This is a genomic window from Streptomyces sp. NBC_00249 (assembly GCF_026342355.1).
GTDB lineage: Bacteria > Actinomycetota > Actinomycetes > Streptomycetales > Streptomycetaceae > Streptomyces.
In genome coordinates, this window is record NZ_JAPEMV010000004.1 from 359967 (window position 1) to 375694 (window position 15728).

A 15728-nucleotide genomic window follows, 5' to 3' on the forward strand; every position below is an offset into this window, starting at 1 on the left:
AGGCTTCACCGCAGCCTTCAGCGGCCGCCACCGCGCAGCAGGTCCACGCCGAGTCCGGTGGCCGAGTGCAGGACCGCCTTCCCGTCCCGCTCCGTGGTGATCAGCCCGGCCGCGCGCAGGGTGCGGGTGTGCTCGGACACCGACGGCAGGCTGATGTCGAGGTCCCGGGCCAGCTCGCTCGTCGTGCGCTGCGCGGTCAGCCGCTGGAGGACCGCCGCCCGGGTGCGCCCCAGCAGGGCGTCCAGCGCCCCGTCGGCGGGGCCCTCGGCGGCCAGCGGGAAGGGGGTCAGCGCCGGGTAGATCAGTACGGGCCGCCCTCCGCCGTGGTCGGCCAGCATCGGCCGTCCCGTCCCGAAGACGGTGGGCAGCAGCTGGAGGCCGCTGCCGTCGAGGCGCACCTCGTAGTCCGGCGGGAGGTCGACCTCGAAGGTGGTGCCGGACCAGCGGGCCCGCGGATGGGTGCTCGCCAGGACGGCCTTGATGCCGTGGGCGGCCATCAGCCGGCTGCGCCAGGCGACGTCGGCCTGGAAGGACTGCCGGATCCGCGCCCAGTGCGGGGCCACGGCCGCCGCGTGCCCGGCGCGCAGGGCCGCCTCCAGCTGGTCCCAGGCGGCCGCGTCCTGCCGCCACAGCGCCCGCAGCCAGCTGCCCGAGCCGCGGGCCCGGGACACCGCCCGCTCCAGCTCCTCGCGGGTCAGGGTGGACCGCGCCGCCCGGACGGCGAGGAGCCCCTCCTCCACGTCGGTGACGAAGGGCTCGGCGAAGGGCGGGTTGTCGCCGTCGGGCCGGAGCAGGTCGAGCAGCGGCCGGACCCGGTCCGGTAACTCGCGGGTGAGGCGGCTGCGCCAGCGCCCGTAGACGGCCGCTTCGTCGGTGCGCTGCCAGGCCACCAGCGCGGTGCCGAGCTCGACCAGGGGGTAGGGCTCCCGGGCGAAGGTGACGCCGAGCAGGTCCTCCGCGGTGAAGTGCACCTTCAGCAACGTCCGTCCCCCGTCAGGCCCCGCCGACCGGCCGCTCAGCCCACGAGCAGCCGTCTAGCCGTCTAGCCGTCTAGCCGTCTGCGCATGAATGGCGTCTAGCCGTACATCCGGCGCATCGCGAAGTCGACCATCTGCTCGACGGCCTTCGCGTCGAAGACCATCCGGTGGTCGCCCTCCATGTCGAGGACGAAGCCGTACCCGGTGGGCAGCAGGTCGATGACCTCGGCGCCGGTGATCACGAAGTACTTGGACTCCTTGCCGGCGTACCGGCGCAGTTCCTTGAGCGTGGTGAACATCGGGATGACCGGCTGCTGCGTGTTGTGCAGGGCCAGGAATCCGGGGGTGTCGCCGCGCGGGCAGTAGACCTTCGAGGTGGCGAAGATCTGCTGGAAGTCCTCGGCGGACAGCGATCCCGTGGTGAAGGCCCGTACCGCGTCGGCGAGCGACGGCGGCGAGGGCTCGGGGTAGAGCGGCTGCTCGCCGTACCCGCCGCCCATCTGCTGCGGGGCGGCGTACTGCTGTTGCTGCCCTGCGCTCACGTTCTGGTCGTAGCCGTACATGGACCGAAGCGTACCGAGCGCCGCCGTCTTCCAGGATCCCTCCACCGGTTCTGGCTTGATGCTGGTCACAGTCGTCGGTGAAGGGTTGATTCTTATTACTGGTGGGTAGCATCATGACGTTACCGATTGGTATGTACGAGGAACCTGTCTCCCCGAGCCTTAACGGAGCCGTCGCCATGGGGCACTACAAGTCGAATCTCCGCGACATCGAGTTCAACCTCTTCGAGGTGCTCGGCCGCGACAAGCTGTACGGCACCGGTCCCTTCGAGGAGATGGACACCGAGACCGCCAAGAGCGTCCTCTCCGAGCTGACCCGCCTCGCCGAGAACGAGCTGGCCGAGTCCTTCGCGGACGCCGACCGCAACCCGCCGGTCTTCGACCCGGCCACCAACACCGCGCCGGTCCCGGCCGCGTTCAAGAAGAGCTACGAAGCCTTCATGGACTCGGAGTACTGGCGCCTGGGCCTGCCCGAGGAGATCGGCGGCACCACCTCGCCCCGCTCCCTGATCTGGGGTTACGCGGAGCTGCTGCTCGGCTCGAACCCGGCCATCTGGATGTACTCCTCCGGCCCGGCGTTCGCCGGCATCCTCCACGAAGAGGGCAACGAGGCGCAGAAGAAGGTCGCGCAGATAGCCGTCGAGAAGCGCTGGGGCTCCACCATGGTCCTCACCGAGCCGGACGCCGGCTCGGACGTCGGCGCCGGCCGCACCAAGGCGATCGAGCAGGCCGACGGCTCCTGGCACATCGAGGGCGTGAAGCGCTTCATCACCTCCGGTGAGCACGACATGGAGGAGAACATCCTCCACTACGTCCTCGCCCGCCCCGAGGGCCACGGCCCGGGCACCAAGGGCCTGTCCCTCTTCCTCGTCCCGAAGTTCCACTTCGACTGGGAGACCGGCGAGCTGGGCGAGCGCAACGGCGTCTACGCCACCAACGTCGAGCACAAGATGGGCCTCAAGGCCTCCAACACGTGCGAGATGACCTTCGGCGACCAGCACCCCGCCAAGGGCTGGCTGATCGGTGACAAGCACGACGGCATCCGCCAGATGTTCATGATCATCGAGTTCGCCCGGATGATGGTCGGCACGAAGGCCATCGCCACCCTCTCCACCGGCTACCTCAACGCCCTGGAGTACGCCAAGGAGCGCGTGCAGGGCCCGGACCTGGCCAACTTCATGGACAAGTCCGCACCCAAGGTCACCATCACGCACCACCCCGACGTGCGCCGCTCGCTCATGACGCAGAAGGCCTACGCCGAGGGCATGCGCGCCCTCGTGCTGTACACCGCCTCCGTCCAGGACGCGATCCAGCTCAAGCAGGCCGCCGGCGAGGACGCCTCCGCCGAGATCGGCCTGAACGACCTGCTCCTGCCGATCGTCAAGGGCTACGGCTCCGAGAAGTCCTACGAGCAGCTCGCGCAGTCCCTGCAGACCTTCGGCGGTTCCGGTTACCTCCAGGAATACCCGATCGAGCAGTACATCCGCGACGCCAAGATCGACACCCTCTACGAGGGCACCACGGCCATCCAGGGCCAGGACTTCTTCTTCCGGAAGATCGTCCGCGACCAGGGCGCCTCGCTGAACATCCTCTCCGAGACGATCAAGAAGTTCCTCGCCGAGGCCGTCGGCGGCGAGGACCTCGCCCCGGCCCGCGACGCCCTCGCCAAGGCCGCCGTGGACCTCGAGGCGATCGTCGGCCAGATGATCGTCGACCTCACCGCCACCGGCGAGGACGTCCGCAACATCTACAAGGTCGGCCAGAACACCACCCGCCTGCTGATGGCCTCCGGCGACGTCGTCGTCGGATACCTGCTGCTCAAGGGCGCCGCGGTGGCCGCCGAGAAGCTCCCCACGGCCTCCCCGAAGGACGTGGCCTTCTACACCGGCAAGATCGCCGCCGCGAAGTTCTTCGCGCAGCAGGTCCTGCCCGGCGTCTCCGTCCAGCGCGCGCTGGCCGAGATCGTCGACAACTCCCTGATGGACCTCGACGAGGCCGCCTTCTAGGCCACGCCGCACCACAGGGCACACGACGTACGCGGTGTACGTACGACAGCGGCCGGGCCTCCCGTACGGGGGCCCGGCCGCCTGCCTGAGCGGCCGTTTTCCCCGTTGTCGGCGGTCCGTGGCACGCTCGTAGACATGAGCCCACAGGAGCAGCACGGCAGCAGGGGGTATTCCGTCCCCACCGGGCGTCCGTACGCCCTCAAGGAGCTCCAGGCCAACGTGGGCGCGCTCGGCGACCGGGTCAAGGAGCTCTACGACGGCGCGCACCCCGCCGAGTACGACCCGGTGGCCGACGCCCTCTACGTGGCCTTCCAGACGGCCGCCGCCCTCGCCCCGGCCAAGAGCTACACCGGCTGCCCCGAGCACCCCAACGGCGCCCTCGACCCCGAGGCGCCCGAGGGCTGGGGCCGCTGCCTCATCTGCAACGACCGGCGCCGCCTCGGCCGCCGGCTCCAGGGCGGCCGGGCGGCGGGCCCCGCGCCCGCCGGGGAGCAGCGGCGCCTGGGCTACCCGGTGCCGGAGCCCCCGTACAGCCTCGAGGTGCTGCGCCAGTACCTGCGTACCATCGACGAACAGCGCTTCCACCTCACCCTGGGCTCCCCCGACCAGGACTTCGTGCGCATCGCGGACGACCTCCACCGGGCGTTCATCGTGGCCAGGGAGCTGTCCCGGCCGCGCAACGCCTCGGGCTGCTCCGAGCACCCCGGAGCGCCGATCGACCCCGATGCCCCTCCCGGTGAGGCCTGTATCTTCTGCGCCGGGCGCAAAAGACGCGCGCAGCGCCCGCCGCAGACCCCCGAGATGCTTCCGCGCATCCGCCGGGGCGAGCGCAGACAGCTGCAGCGCCGATTCGAGCGTCCGCCGGGCTGACCTAGGGGAGTGCGGGCCAACCGCCCCTCGCTCCCCGACCTTCCGGCCATCCGCCGCAGTCCGGCCAAGGCGAACACGACCGTCGTTAAGGTGACACACATGAGCTCTCCCGCCCGCTTCGACCGCGGCCACACCGACGACCTGATGACCTTTCTGACGGCCAGTCCGTCGCCGTACCACGCCGTGGCCAACGCGGCCGAGCGGCTGGAGAAGGCAGGCTTCAGGCAGTTGTCGGAATCGGACGCCTGGGACTCGGGCACCGGAGGCCGCTTCGTCCTGCGCGGCGGGGCGATCATCGCCTGGTACGTGCCCGAGGACGCCGAGGCGCACACCCCCTTCCGGATCGTCGGCGCGCACACCGACTCCCCCAACCTGCGGGTCAAGCCCGTCCCGGACACGGGCTCGCAGGGCTGGCGGCAGGTGGCCGTGGAGATCTACGGCGGCACCCTGCTCAACACCTGGCTGGACCGCGACCTGGGCCTGGCCGGCCGCCTCACCCTGCGCGACGGCACCGAGCGGCTCGTGAACATCGACCGGGCGCTGCTGCGCGTCCCGCAACTCGCCGTGCACCTGGACCGGTCGGTGAACACCGACGGCCTGAAGCTGGACAAGCAGCGCCACATGCAGCCGATCTGGGGCCTGGGCGACGCCCGCGAGGGCGACCTCATCGCCTTCCTGGAGGAGGAAGAGGGCCTGGCGCAGGGCTCGGTGGCCGGCTGGGACCTGATGGTCCACTCGATCGAGGCGCCCGCCTACCTGGGCCGTGACCGCGAGCTGCTGGCCGGCCCGCGCATGGACAACCTGCTGTCGGTGCACGCGGGCGTGGCGGCGCTGGCCGCCGTCGCCACCGCCCCCGGCAAGCTGGACCACATCCCGGTCCTGGCCGCCTTCGACCACGAGGAGAACGGCTCCCAGTCGGACACCGGCGCGGACGGCCCGCTGCTGGGCAACGTGCTGGAACGTTCAGTCTTCTCGCGCGGCGGCTCGTACGAGGACAAGGCCCGGTCCTTCGCCGGCACGATCTGCCTGTCCTCCGACACCGGGCACGCCGTGCACCCCAACTACGCGGAGCGGCACGACCCCTCGCACCACCCGCGCGCCAACGGCGGCCCCATCCTGAAGGTCAACGTCAACCAGCGGTACGCCACCGACGGCAGCGGCCGCGCGGTGTTCGCGGGCGCCTGCGAGCGGGCCGGCGTGCCGTGGCAGACCTTCGTCTCCAACAACTCGATGCCGTGCGGCACGACGATCGGCCCGATCACCGCCGCCCGCCACGGCATCCAGACCGTCGACATCGGCGTGGCGATCCTCTCGATGCACAGCGCCCGCGAACTGTGCGGCGCCGACGACCCGTTCCTCCTCGCCAACGCCCTCCTCGCCTTCCTGGAGGGCTGACCCGCCGCCGGGGCGGGGCTCAGGCCCGGGGCGTCAGCTCCCGCGCCCGCCCCTCCCCGTCGCGGACGGCCTCCCGCGGCGCCTCCGCCCGGGGCGCGGGCAGCAGCCCCGCCGCCGGGGCGGCGGCCGGGGCGGGCGGCGCGGGCGCCGTCCAGTGGCCGAGGGAGATCTCGGCGGTGATCCCGGGCCCGAAGCCGGCCAGCAGGCCGCGCCCGCCCGGCTTCGCACCGCCCTCGGCGAACAGTCGGGCGAGGGCGTCGAAGACGACGGCACTGGCGATGTTGCCGCGTTCGGTGAGCGTGGCCCGGCTGTGCCGGAACGTCGTCGGGGGAAGCCCCAGGTGCCGGCCGAGGTCGTCGAGGATGCGCGGGCCGCCCGCGTGCACCAGGTAGAAGTCGAGGGCGCCGACGTCCCAGCCGTGCGGACCCGCCATCTCCCGCAGCGCGGGCGCGAGGACCTCCATGGTGCCCGGGACCCGCTTGTCGAGCCGGAAGTGGAAGCCGGTGTCGCGGACGGCGTACGAGATCCAGTCCTCGGTCCCCGGCACCAGGTGGGAGCCGTTGTGCTCCAGGCGGATGCCGTGCCCGCCCTCCCCGCGCACCACGACGGCGGCCATCGCGTCGCCGAACAGCCCGTTGGACAGCAGGCTCCCCACTCCGAGGTCGTCCGGCTGGTAGAGCAGCGAGCAGAACTCGCAGGCCACGATGAGGGCGTTGCTGTGCGGGTAGGCCGTCAGGAAGTCGTGGGCCCGGTTCACGGCCGCCCCGCCGGCGGCGCAGCCCAGCTGGGAGACGGGCAACTGCCGGGTGTCGGACCGCAATCCCATGGTGTTGATCAGGTGCGCGGTCATCGACGGCATCATGAACCCGGTGCACGACACGTACACGAGCAGCCCGATGTCGGCCGCCGTGAGCTCCGCGTGGGCCAGGGCCGCCTCCACGACCTGCGGGAGCCGCCGCTTGGCCTCCTTCTCGTAGGTCAGGTTGCGTTCCTCGAAGCCGGGGTGGCGCAGGGTCTCCTCCAGCGGCCGCACCAGGTGGCGGGTACGGACGCCGGTGTTGGCGATCAGCCGCAGCGCGAGGCCGAGTTGCGGGTGCCCGGCGTGCAGGGTGCGGGCCAGGTCGAGGGTCTCCTCGGCGGTGACGACGTACTCGGGTACGGCCACCTCCGGGCGGCACAGGGTCGCCATCCCCCTCACCACGCGACCGGCAGGGCCAGCGGGTAGCCGACGGCGGTGCGCGGCATCAGCCGGGCCAGGTGCGAGCCCGCGTAGCGGGTCACCGGCCGGCACGGGCCGCTGCCGTACGGCATGTCGACCTTCGCGACGCCTTCCTCCCGGCGCAGGGCGGTCATGAACGGGACGGGCTCCGGCGCCACGTCGTGGCGGAACAAACAGCTCTGACTCACGGCATGATCAAACGACCGGTGACCAGCGCGGTCACGCGCCGGCCACCGGTCAGGGGCCCGTCAGGGGCTCAGGCGTCCATCCCGGCGAGGACCAGCGGGAGCCGGGCCGCGCCGCCGGCGACGACGCGGACGGGGACGCCCCAGTCCTGCTGGTGGACGTGGCAGGCCGGGTACTCGTTGGCCGGGTCGTCGTCGCAGGACGCGGCCATCGCCGAGACGTGCAGCACGCCTTCGGTGACGTCCGGGTCCAGCACCAGGTCCCGGAACAGGTCGCTGCCGGGGCCCTCCCCTTCCGCCAGCAGCCCGGGCGGGGTCGAGGAGACCAGCAGCCGGGTGGAGGGCCCGTAGCGGGTGTCCAGCTTCTGGCCGGCCGGGGCCTGGAAGACCACGTCCAGGCGGAGCGTGCCGGGGGCGACCTCGGTGGCGGCCCGCTGCGTGCGGTGGGCGACCGCGTCGACCCGTACGGCCTCCTCGGGCAGCCGCAGCCGGGTCAGCCGGTGCCGGGCCGACTCGACGACCACGATGTCATCGCCGACGAGCACGGCGTCGCTGGGCTCGCGCAGGTCGGTGGCGAGCGTGGAGACCTGGCCGGTGGCGGGGTCGTAGCGGCGCAGCGCGTGGTTGTACGTGTCGCAGACCGCGACCGAACCGTCGGGCAGCGCGGTGACTCCGAGGGGGTGCTGGAGCAGGGCCTGGGCGGCGTCGCCGTCGCGGTGCCCGAAGTCGAACAGGCCGGACCCGACGGCGGAGGTGACGACGTAGCCGTCGGGCGTGTTCTCGACGTACCTCAGCGCGCTGGTCTCCGAGTCCGCGACCCACAGCCGGTCCTCGGTGGCGGCGAGCCCGGACGGCTGCGCGAACCAGGCCTCGGCGGCGGGGCCGTCCACGAGCCCCTCGTTGGTGGTTCCGGCGGCCACCTGGACCGTGCCCGCCTCGGGGTCCCAGGTCCACAGCTGGTGGACGCCGGCCATGGCGATCCACACCCGGCCCTGCCACCAGGCCACGTCCCACGGGGAGGACAGGTCCACCTCCAGGGCCGGCCCGGAGGTCGGCGAGCCCTGCCACCACTGCCGCCCGGTACCGGCGACGGTCTCGACGGCGCCCGTGGCGGGGTCGAAGCGGCGCAGCGCGTGGTTGACGGTGTCGGCGACGACGACGGTGCCGTCGGGCAGCAGCGCCAGCCCCTGCGGCTCGCTGAACCCCTCCGGCCCGAAGCCGCGTTCCCCGCTGCCGATGCGGCGTACGACGCTCTCCCCGTCCGGAGCCAGCTCCACCAGCTGGTGCCGCGTGGAGTCCGACACGAGCAGGTTCCCCGACGGCAGCGCGAGCGCCTTCCCGGGGAACCGCAGGTCGGTCGCCACGGGCTCGGGCGCCACGTAGGGCCCGTCACCGCGCCGCAGGGTCCCCTTGGCCTCGTGCTCGGCCTCCAGCTCCTCGACGAGCCGGGCGATGGCGTGGGCATGCCCCTCACCGGCGTGCTGCGCGACGACGTACCCCTCGGGGTCGATCACCACGAGCGTGGGCCACGCCCGGACGGCGTACTGCTTCCAGGTGGCGAGCTCGGGATCGTCGAGCACGGGGTGGTGCACCTCGTACCGCTCGACGGCATCGACGACGGCCGCGTGGTCGGCCTCGTGCACGAACTTCGGCGAGTGCACACCGACGATGACGACGGTGTCCCGGTGCTTCTCCTCCAGCTCACGCAGCTCGTCGAGGACGTGCAGGCAGTTAATGCAGCAGAAGGTCCAAAAATCGACAACAACACACTTACCTCGCAGGTCGGCGAGGGTGAGCTCTTTGCCTCCGGTGTTGAGCCAGCCACCCTTGCCGATCAGCTCGGGGGCACGGACACGGGCACGTCGTCGGGGCGCGGGCGCAGGGGTGGGCGCCGGGGCGGCATCGTTCATGCTTCAAGCTTGCCATCCTGGTATGAACGCCGGATCACATGACGGCTCGGCCGTCGCTACCCGAGAACTCCCGGAGGCGGCTCGGTGCCCGTCGGCTTCGCCCAACGGATCTGGATGCGCTGCTCAGGGATGATCCGCTGTCCGCGCACTCCCTTGCTCACCTCGACTCGGTCCAAGGCCAGCGACAACCGATCGCTCCGCTCTGCGTTCGTTGCGTTCGTCCATGCCTCGCGCAGGGTGAGGCTGTCGAGCATCAGTGACACGTCCACGGACGGCATGGGGAGCTGACGGAGATCAGTGCGAAGCCCCTCGATGCGCCCCCTCAGGCGTTCCGAAAGCCGGTCGTAGCGAGCTACGGCTGCGGTGTCACCGAATTCACCACGCACGTAGCGAGCGTCCTCCAGGTCGGCCAAGCGGGCTTCCTCATCATGAATTTCGGCAGTCAGCGCATCCCGTTTCGCGAAGGTCTCCGGGTCCACACGCTGCAGCCAGCGATCTGTGATCGCGACAAGCAACGGATCGCCCGGCCCGAGCGCTGGAAGCTTGGTGAGGAACTGTTCCGTCACGTAGCGGTCAACCGCCTCCGCCAGTGCCGACGCTCCGACGCACTGATTACCCGCACGGCGAGCCATGCACTGATAGCTGCCGCCCACACGGTGCATCCGGCGACCGCAGCCAGGAACCGCGCAGTAGACGAGCCCTGTGAGCAGCGCCGTCCCTTCGGGCTTCGGCCGCCGCTTTCCTGCGTGTACGAACGTTCTGGATTCCAGCGTGCGGATGATCCGTTCACGCTCTCCGACCGTGATGATCCCCTCGCCGATCTCGACCGTGTCGAGCGTCTCGGGATGGCGGTACGGGAAACCCTGCCCGTGTACTTCCGCTCGCCGTCGTCCGTCGCAACGGTCTCGGTTTCCGGCATCAGGCCGGCGAGTGCCGGGGAACGCAGGAGCTGCATGATGCTGGCCGCATTCCATTGTCCGCCCCGGGGCGACGGGATTTCGTACTCATTGAGGAGTCGGGCGATCTTGACCAACGATGTCCCGGCCAGCGCTTCATCCGCGATCAGGCGGGCGTAGACGGCGTGCTCCGGGTCGCGGATCAGCTTCTTGGTCTTCGGGTCGACACGCAGCCCGTACGGGGCCTGCCCGCCGATCCACTGGCCCTTGCTGCGCAGGTAGAGCTTGGCGTTGCTGACGCGGGTGCCAAGGTTCTCGGACTCGGAACGGGCGAGGTCGGCAAGTTTGGCGACGACCATGCGTGCGGAGTCGTTCGAGGTGTCGAGATCGTCCACGACGGAGACGAGACGGCCGTCGGCCTTCTCTATGTCGTCCAACACCTTGCCCACCTGACCGATGCCCTTGCGGGACAGTCGGTCCAGTTTCCAGACGACCAGCGTGCCGACGACGCCCGCCGTGATTGCCGCCAGCGCGGCATCGAATCCCTTGCGCTCAACGGTCTTGTAGCCAGAGCGCCCTCTGTCCATGTGGACCTTGCGGACGGTCAGTTCGTTGCGTTCGGCCCAGGCACGGCAGTCGGCTTCCTGCCGTTCGATTGCGGTTTTGCCGTCCCGGTCGAGGGACGAGCGGAGGTACAGATCACAGATCGCGTCTTGGTGCACGCCCTCAGATTGGGCAAGAGTTCGGTGGCCTGTCGTTCTACTTCTGAAAATCGAGGAGGTCGATCCCCGCAGATGCACCCGAACAGGTGACGACGTGGCCCCGGCCGCCGTGTCCGGGTCCGACGCCGAAACCGACCACGTCGTGAAGCGCAAGCGGTACGTCCTCTAGATCGTTCTCACAGGCGGTGACGGAGCAGTTGCAGCCGCAACATCGAGGGGTCCCCGCGTGCTAACTTGCGGGCCGTGTCGACGACAGAACTGATACCCGGCCGGCTCGACGGAGAGGCCCGGAGCGCCCGCCCCGTGGACCTGCCCTCGCTGACGGGGCTGCGGTGGACCGCCGCGCTGATGGTGTTCCTGTACCACGTGCACATCGTGGAGTACTTCGGCGGACGCTCCCAGGACCTGGTCACCTTCGCCTTCGGCGCGGGCAGTACCGGGGTGTCGTTCTTCTTCGTCCTCTCCGGTTTCGTCCTCGCCTGGTCCACGGCCACCGCGCCCGTCGGCCGGGGGATCGTGCGGTTCTGGCGGCGCCGGTTCGCCCGGGTGTACCCGCTGCACCTGGTGACCGCGACCGCCGCGCTGGCCATGGCCCTCCTGCTGGGGGTCGGCGAGACGCCGACGCTGCGGCCGTTGGCGGCGAACCTCGCGCTGGTCCAGTCCTGGGTGCTGGAAGTCCCGTACTTCCAGGGGCTGAACCCGGTGAGCTGGTCCCTCGCCTGCGAGGCCTTCTTCTACCTGTCGTTCCCGCTGCTGCTGTGGCCGCTGCGCCGCCTCGGCCCGCGCGCGGCGGTGGTGGCCGCCGTGCTGTCCCTGGCCGTGATCCTGGCGGTGCCGACCGTGATGGAGCTGACCGGCGTCCCCGACGGCACCGTCTGGTCCCAGTACTTCTTCCCGCTCACCCGGCTGCCCGAGTTCGTCCTCGGCATCGCGCTGGCCGAGCTGGTCCGCTCGGGCCGCTGGCGCGGGCCCGGCCTGACCGTGTCGCTCGCCCTCACCCTGGGCGGCTACTTCCTCAGCTACCAGGCCGACTACGCCTTCCGCTCCTTCGCCTGCACGGTCGTCGGTTTCGGCGCGCTCATCGCGGCCGCCGCGCAGGCGGACCTGCGCGGGGAGCCGTCCCCCTGGCGGGGCCGGCTCAGCGTCAAGCTGGGCGAGGTCTCCTTCGCCTTCTACATGGTGCACATCCTGGTGATCCGGGCCGGCGAGCACTTCTTCGGCGGACACCCGAAGCTGCCCGTGTGGGACGGCGGCCTGCTGGTGCTCGGCGCCGCCTTCTCGGTGTCGCTGGCCCTCGCCTGGGCCCTGCACACCTGGATCGAGGTCCCGGGGCGGCGGCTCCTGCTCAAGCGGTGGCGAGGAACGACCGCAGCGAGCTGACCAGCGCCGCCACGAAGGAGTCCCGGACGTCCGGCGCCAGCAGGTCCAGCGACAGGTACGGGTTCAGGTCCTCCAGCTCGACCAGCAGCAGCTCCCCGGAGGGCGCCCGGCAGGCGTCCACCCGCTGGATGCCGTGCGCGAGGGTGTTCCACTCCACGAAGCGGCGCGCGAAGGCCAGGTCCGCGGAGGTCGGCTCGTACGGCACGAGCTCCCAGCGGCGCGCCGGGTCCGGGGCGTACAGGGCGTACTGGAAGGCGTCGTCGACGAAGTAGAAGGACACCTCGTACGCGAAGTCGATCCGCGGCTGGATCAGGACCTCCCCCGCCGGGCCCGACGGGTGCGCGGTGAAGGTCAGCCCGATGGAGTCGGCGCCCTGCTTGGGCTTGACCGCGTACGTGGGGACCTCGGGCAGCCGGTGCAGCTCGGCCGGGTCGTCGACGGTCGGGATGACGGGCAGCCCGGCGTCGGTCAGGTCGAGGAGGTACTGCTTCCCGGCCATGTCGCCCCGGCCGGTGAGCGGGTTGTAGACGCGGGCCCGGGCGGCGAGCGCGGCCGTGCGGAAGGCCTCGTAGGCCTCCTGGTAGTGCAGGACCGGGCCGCTGTTGCGGACGATCACGGCGTCGAAGCCGGGCATGAGGGCCGCCGCGTCCAGCGGATGGCACAGGGCGAGCGGGAAGTGCTCGCGCAGCCGGGCGGTGAGGAATATGTCCTCGTCGCAGTAGCGGCGCCCGCGCGCCGGGTAGGCCAGGTCGGTCACGTAGAGGAGAGGCATGACCGCAACCTATCCCGGGCAGCGATCAGCGCATGAAATACCTCGTACGGGACAAAATGCTGGCCATCGGTGACGACGCCCTCGTCGAGGACGAGGACGGCCGGCACGTCTTCCTCGTCGACGGGAAGGCCCTGCGCTTCCGCGACACCCTGGAGCTGAAGGACACCGAGGGGCGGATCCTGATCACCCTGCGGGAGAAGCTGTTCGGCCTGCGCGACGCGATGACCCTGGAGCGCGACGAACGGCGGCTCGCGGTGATCCGCCGCAAACGGCTGTCGCTGCTGCGCAACCACTTCCGCGTGACCCTCGCCGAGGGCACGGAGCTCGACGTCAGCGGCCGGATCCTGGACCGCGAGTTCAAGGTCGACTACGACGGCGAACTGCTCGCGCTGATCTCCCGCCAGTGGTACCGGATCCGCGAGACGTACGCCGTCGAGGTGGTCCGGGAGGAGGCCGACCCGGCGCTGCTGATCGCGGTCGCCGTATGCGTGATCCGCATGGCCGAAAAGGAACGGGAGGCCTCCGCCGCCGGGTGAAGCGGGCGTTCCGGGGGGACGCTCCCGCCCACGGGGGCCGACCCGTCACCAGGAGGCGATCATGGCGAACCGTTCGCACAGCGGCGAACAGGCCGAAGAGCCCGGCTACGGACTGCTGACCCCCGGATTCTTCCGCGACCCGTACCCCGCCTACGCACGGATGCGGGACGCCGACCCCGTGTACTTCCACGAGCCCCTGAACGCCTGGCTGCTGAGCCGCTACGAGGACGTCGACCTCCTGCTCCGCGACCGGCGCACCTCCGCCGACCGGGTCGGGCCGCTGCTCGCCGAGGCCCCGCCCGAACTGCACGAGGAGGCGGCCCTGCTCGGCCGCTTCCTCGGCGACTGGATGATCTTCGCGGACGCCCCGGAACACACCCGGCTCCGCGGACTGATGACCCGCACCTTCTCCGCCCGCGCCATCGCCGGACTGCGCGCCTTCACCGCGCGCACCTGCGACGAACTCCTCGACGAAGCCGCCGCCCAGGGGGAGTTCGACCTGATCGGGGAGGTGGCGATGGCGCTGCCCCTGCGCGTCATCGGCCACATCCTGGGCATCTCGCCCGGCGACCTCGACGACTTCAAGCAGTGGTCCGCGGACCTGATGGCCGTCCCCATGATGAGCGGGGAACCGAAACAGCGCTACGCGGGCGCGATCGCCGCCGTCCACTGCCTGGAAGCCCTCTGCGGGGAGCTCATCACGCAGCGCCGGGCCCGGCCCGGGGCGTATCCGGACCTGCTGGGGCACCTGGTCGCCGCCGAGGTCGACGGGCAGTCCCTCACCGACGAGGAACTGGTGGCCTGCTGCGCCCTGATCGTCATCGCCGGGCACGAGACCACCTCCTACGCCATCGGCAACGCCGTGCTCGCGCTGCTGGAGCACCCGGAGCAACTGGCCGCGCTGCGCGCCGATCCGGCGGGCCGGGCCGGGGCCGCCTTCGAGGAGGGGCTCCGCTGGAACAGCCTGTCGGGGTGGGTCGGCCGGACCGCCACCGCCGAACTGGCCGTGCGGGGGCGGCTGATACCGGAGGGCAGTCTCGTCTTCGGGCTGACGGGGTCCGCGAACCGCGACGAACGGGCCTTCGACCGGCCCGAGGTGTTCGACATCGCCCGCCCGGCCGCCGCGACCCGGCGCCACCTCACCTTCGGGCACGGGCTGCACATGTGCCTGGGCGCCGCACTGGCCCGGATGGAGGGCGGGGTGTGCCTGGAGAAGCTGGTCACCCGGATGCCGGGCCTGCGGCTGCGGGTGCCGGCGGCGGAGGTGGACTGGCTCCAGGGCCTCGCCCTGCACGGCCCGGCGACCCTGCCGGTGAAGGTCTGACCTGCCGGTGGCGGTCCGACCTGCCGGTGGCGGTCCGACCTACCGGTGACGGTCCGACCCGCCGGTGACGGTCCGACCCGCGGCCGGCGGTCTCCGGAGCGGAACCGGGCACCGCCGGCGCGGCCGGTCAGGCGCCCGGGGTGCGCAGGCCCAGGATGCGGTCCTTCAGGGCCGGGAACTGCTCGCGGGTCTCGGCGACCTTCGCCGGGTCCAGGTCCACCGTCAGGACGCCCTCGCCCGGGCCCGCCTCGGCCAGCACCTCGCCCCACGGGTCCACCACCAGGCTGTGCCCGGACTGCTCGACGCCCGCGTGCGTACCGGCCAGCGCGCAGGCCAGTACGTACGACTGGTCCTCCACCGCCCGCGCCCGGTTCAGCAGGGTCCAGTGGGCCCGGCGCCGGGCCGGCCAGCCCGCGGCGACCACCAGCGTCGTGGCGCCCGCGTCGACGAGGCCCCGGAACAGCTCGGGGAAGCGCAGGTCGTAGCAGGTGGCGATGCCGAGGGTCTGCTCCGGCAGGGTCACCGTCGTCAGGGAGTCGCCGGCCGACATCAGCACGGCCTCGCCCTGGTCGAAGCCGAAGCGGTGGATCTTGCGGTAGGTCGCGGCGAGCTCGCCCGCCGGGGACAGCACCAGGGCCGTGTTGTAGAGCGAGCCGTCACCCGCGCGCTCCACCACCGACCCGGCGTGCAGCCAGACCCCCGCGTCCCGCGCGGCCTTGGACATGGCCTCGAAGGTGGGGCCGTCCAGCGGTTCCGCTTCGGTCTCGAACTGCTCGTAGGCGAAGGCGCCCACCGTCCACAGTTCGGGCAGCACGACCAGATCGGAATCCGCCTGCTCCCGTACGAGGTCGGCGGCGCGGGAGCGCCGGGACGCGACCGACTCCCCGTCGTTCACCGCGATTTGGATCAGCGAGGCGCGCACAGTACCACCGTCCTGGCTTGTCAGCCGTCGACTCAGGCCTACGATCGTCACACG

General features: G+C 71.4%; 15 protein-coding genes. 6 read left to right on the forward strand and 9 right to left on the reverse strand.

The features are described 5' to 3' along the window. Positions 1-17: 17 nt before the first annotated feature. Both OOK31_RS19975 and OOK31_RS19980 read right to left on the reverse strand, forming a co-directional pair. Positions 18-971 (reverse strand): DUF5937 family protein, encoded by a 954-nt coding sequence (locus OOK31_RS19975; protein WP_267088643.1) that lies wholly within the window; start codon positions 969-971, stop codon positions 18-20. A gap of 104 nt (positions 972-1075) precedes the next feature. Then, positions 1076-1540 (reverse strand): SseB family protein, encoded by a 465-nt coding sequence (locus OOK31_RS19980; protein ID WP_267088644.1) that lies wholly within the window; start codon positions 1538-1540, stop codon positions 1076-1078. Between the two features lie 176 nt (positions 1541-1716). Between OOK31_RS19980 and OOK31_RS19985 the strand changes: the two genes are divergently transcribed. From OOK31_RS19985 to OOK31_RS19995, 3 genes are all read left to right on the forward strand, one after another. Next, entirely contained in the window at positions 1717-3543 is a 1827-nt protein-coding gene (locus tag OOK31_RS19985; RefSeq protein WP_267088940.1) for an acyl-CoA dehydrogenase, read from the forward strand. A gap of 135 nt (positions 3544-3678) precedes the next feature. Beyond that, positions 3679-4413: a hypothetical protein gene (locus tag OOK31_RS19990; RefSeq protein ID WP_267088645.1), complete on the forward strand. Its 735-nt coding sequence runs from the start codon at positions 3679-3681 to the stop codon at positions 4411-4413. Positions 4414-4512: 99 nt separating this feature from the next. Continuing rightward, a complete protein-coding gene (locus OOK31_RS19995) occupies positions 4513-5808 on the forward strand; it encodes a M18 family aminopeptidase (protein WP_267088646.1) in 1296 nt (431 codons plus the stop codon). A gap of 19 nt (positions 5809-5827) precedes the next feature. On the opposite strand, the gene OOK31_RS20000 is transcribed toward OOK31_RS19995, so the two are convergent. From OOK31_RS20000 to OOK31_RS20020, 5 genes are all read right to left on the reverse strand, one after another. After that, entirely contained in the window at positions 5828-6997 is a 1170-nt protein-coding gene (locus tag OOK31_RS20000) for a type III polyketide synthase (protein WP_267088647.1), read from the reverse strand. Positions 6998-7002: 5 nt separating this feature from the next. Further along, complete coding sequence (locus OOK31_RS20005; protein ID WP_267088648.1) at positions 7003-7215, reverse strand: hypothetical protein; 213 nt, start codon at positions 7213-7215, stop codon at positions 7003-7005. Between the two features lie 68 nt (positions 7216-7283). Then, entirely contained in the window at positions 7284-9122 is a 1839-nt protein-coding gene (locus OOK31_RS20010; RefSeq protein WP_267088649.1) for an NHL domain-containing thioredoxin family protein, read from the reverse strand. A 56-nt stretch (positions 9123-9178) separates the two neighbouring features. Then, a complete protein-coding gene (locus OOK31_RS20015) occupies positions 9179-9688 on the reverse strand; it encodes a hypothetical protein (protein ID WP_267088650.1) in 510 nt (169 codons plus the stop codon). Next, complete coding sequence (locus OOK31_RS20020; protein WP_267088651.1) at positions 9685-10893, reverse strand: recombinase family protein; 1209 nt, start codon at positions 10891-10893, stop codon at positions 9685-9687. The genes OOK31_RS20015 and OOK31_RS20020 overlap by 4 nt, the downstream gene beginning before the upstream one ends. Positions 10894-10983: 90 nt before the next feature. Between OOK31_RS20020 and OOK31_RS20025 the strand changes: the two genes are divergently transcribed. Beyond that, a complete protein-coding gene (locus OOK31_RS20025) occupies positions 10984-12120 on the forward strand; it encodes an acyltransferase (RefSeq protein WP_267088652.1) in 1137 nt (378 codons plus the stop codon). On the opposite strand, the gene OOK31_RS20030 is transcribed toward OOK31_RS20025, so the two are convergent. Continuing rightward, complete coding sequence (locus tag OOK31_RS20030; RefSeq protein ID WP_267088653.1) at positions 12086-12892, reverse strand: hypothetical protein; 807 nt, start codon at positions 12890-12892, stop codon at positions 12086-12088. The two genes, OOK31_RS20025 and OOK31_RS20030, sit on opposite strands and share 35 nt — an antisense overlap. Before the next feature lie 32 nt (positions 12893-12924). Between OOK31_RS20030 and OOK31_RS20035 the strand changes: the two genes are divergently transcribed. Continuing rightward, positions 12925-13428, forward strand: coding sequence for an LURP-one-related/scramblase family protein (locus OOK31_RS20035; RefSeq protein WP_267088654.1), 504 nt, complete (start codon positions 12925-12927; stop codon positions 13426-13428). Between the two features lie 61 nt (positions 13429-13489). Continuing rightward, positions 13490-14752: a cytochrome P450 gene (locus OOK31_RS20040; RefSeq protein ID WP_267088655.1), complete on the forward strand. Its 1263-nt coding sequence runs from the start codon at positions 13490-13492 to the stop codon at positions 14750-14752. Positions 14753-14879: 127 nt separating this feature from the next. On the opposite strand, the gene OOK31_RS20045 is transcribed toward OOK31_RS20040, so the two are convergent. Next, a complete protein-coding gene (locus OOK31_RS20045; RefSeq protein WP_267088656.1) occupies positions 14880-15674 on the reverse strand; it encodes a carbon-nitrogen family hydrolase in 795 nt (264 codons plus the stop codon). Positions 15675-15728: the final 54 nt, after the last annotated feature.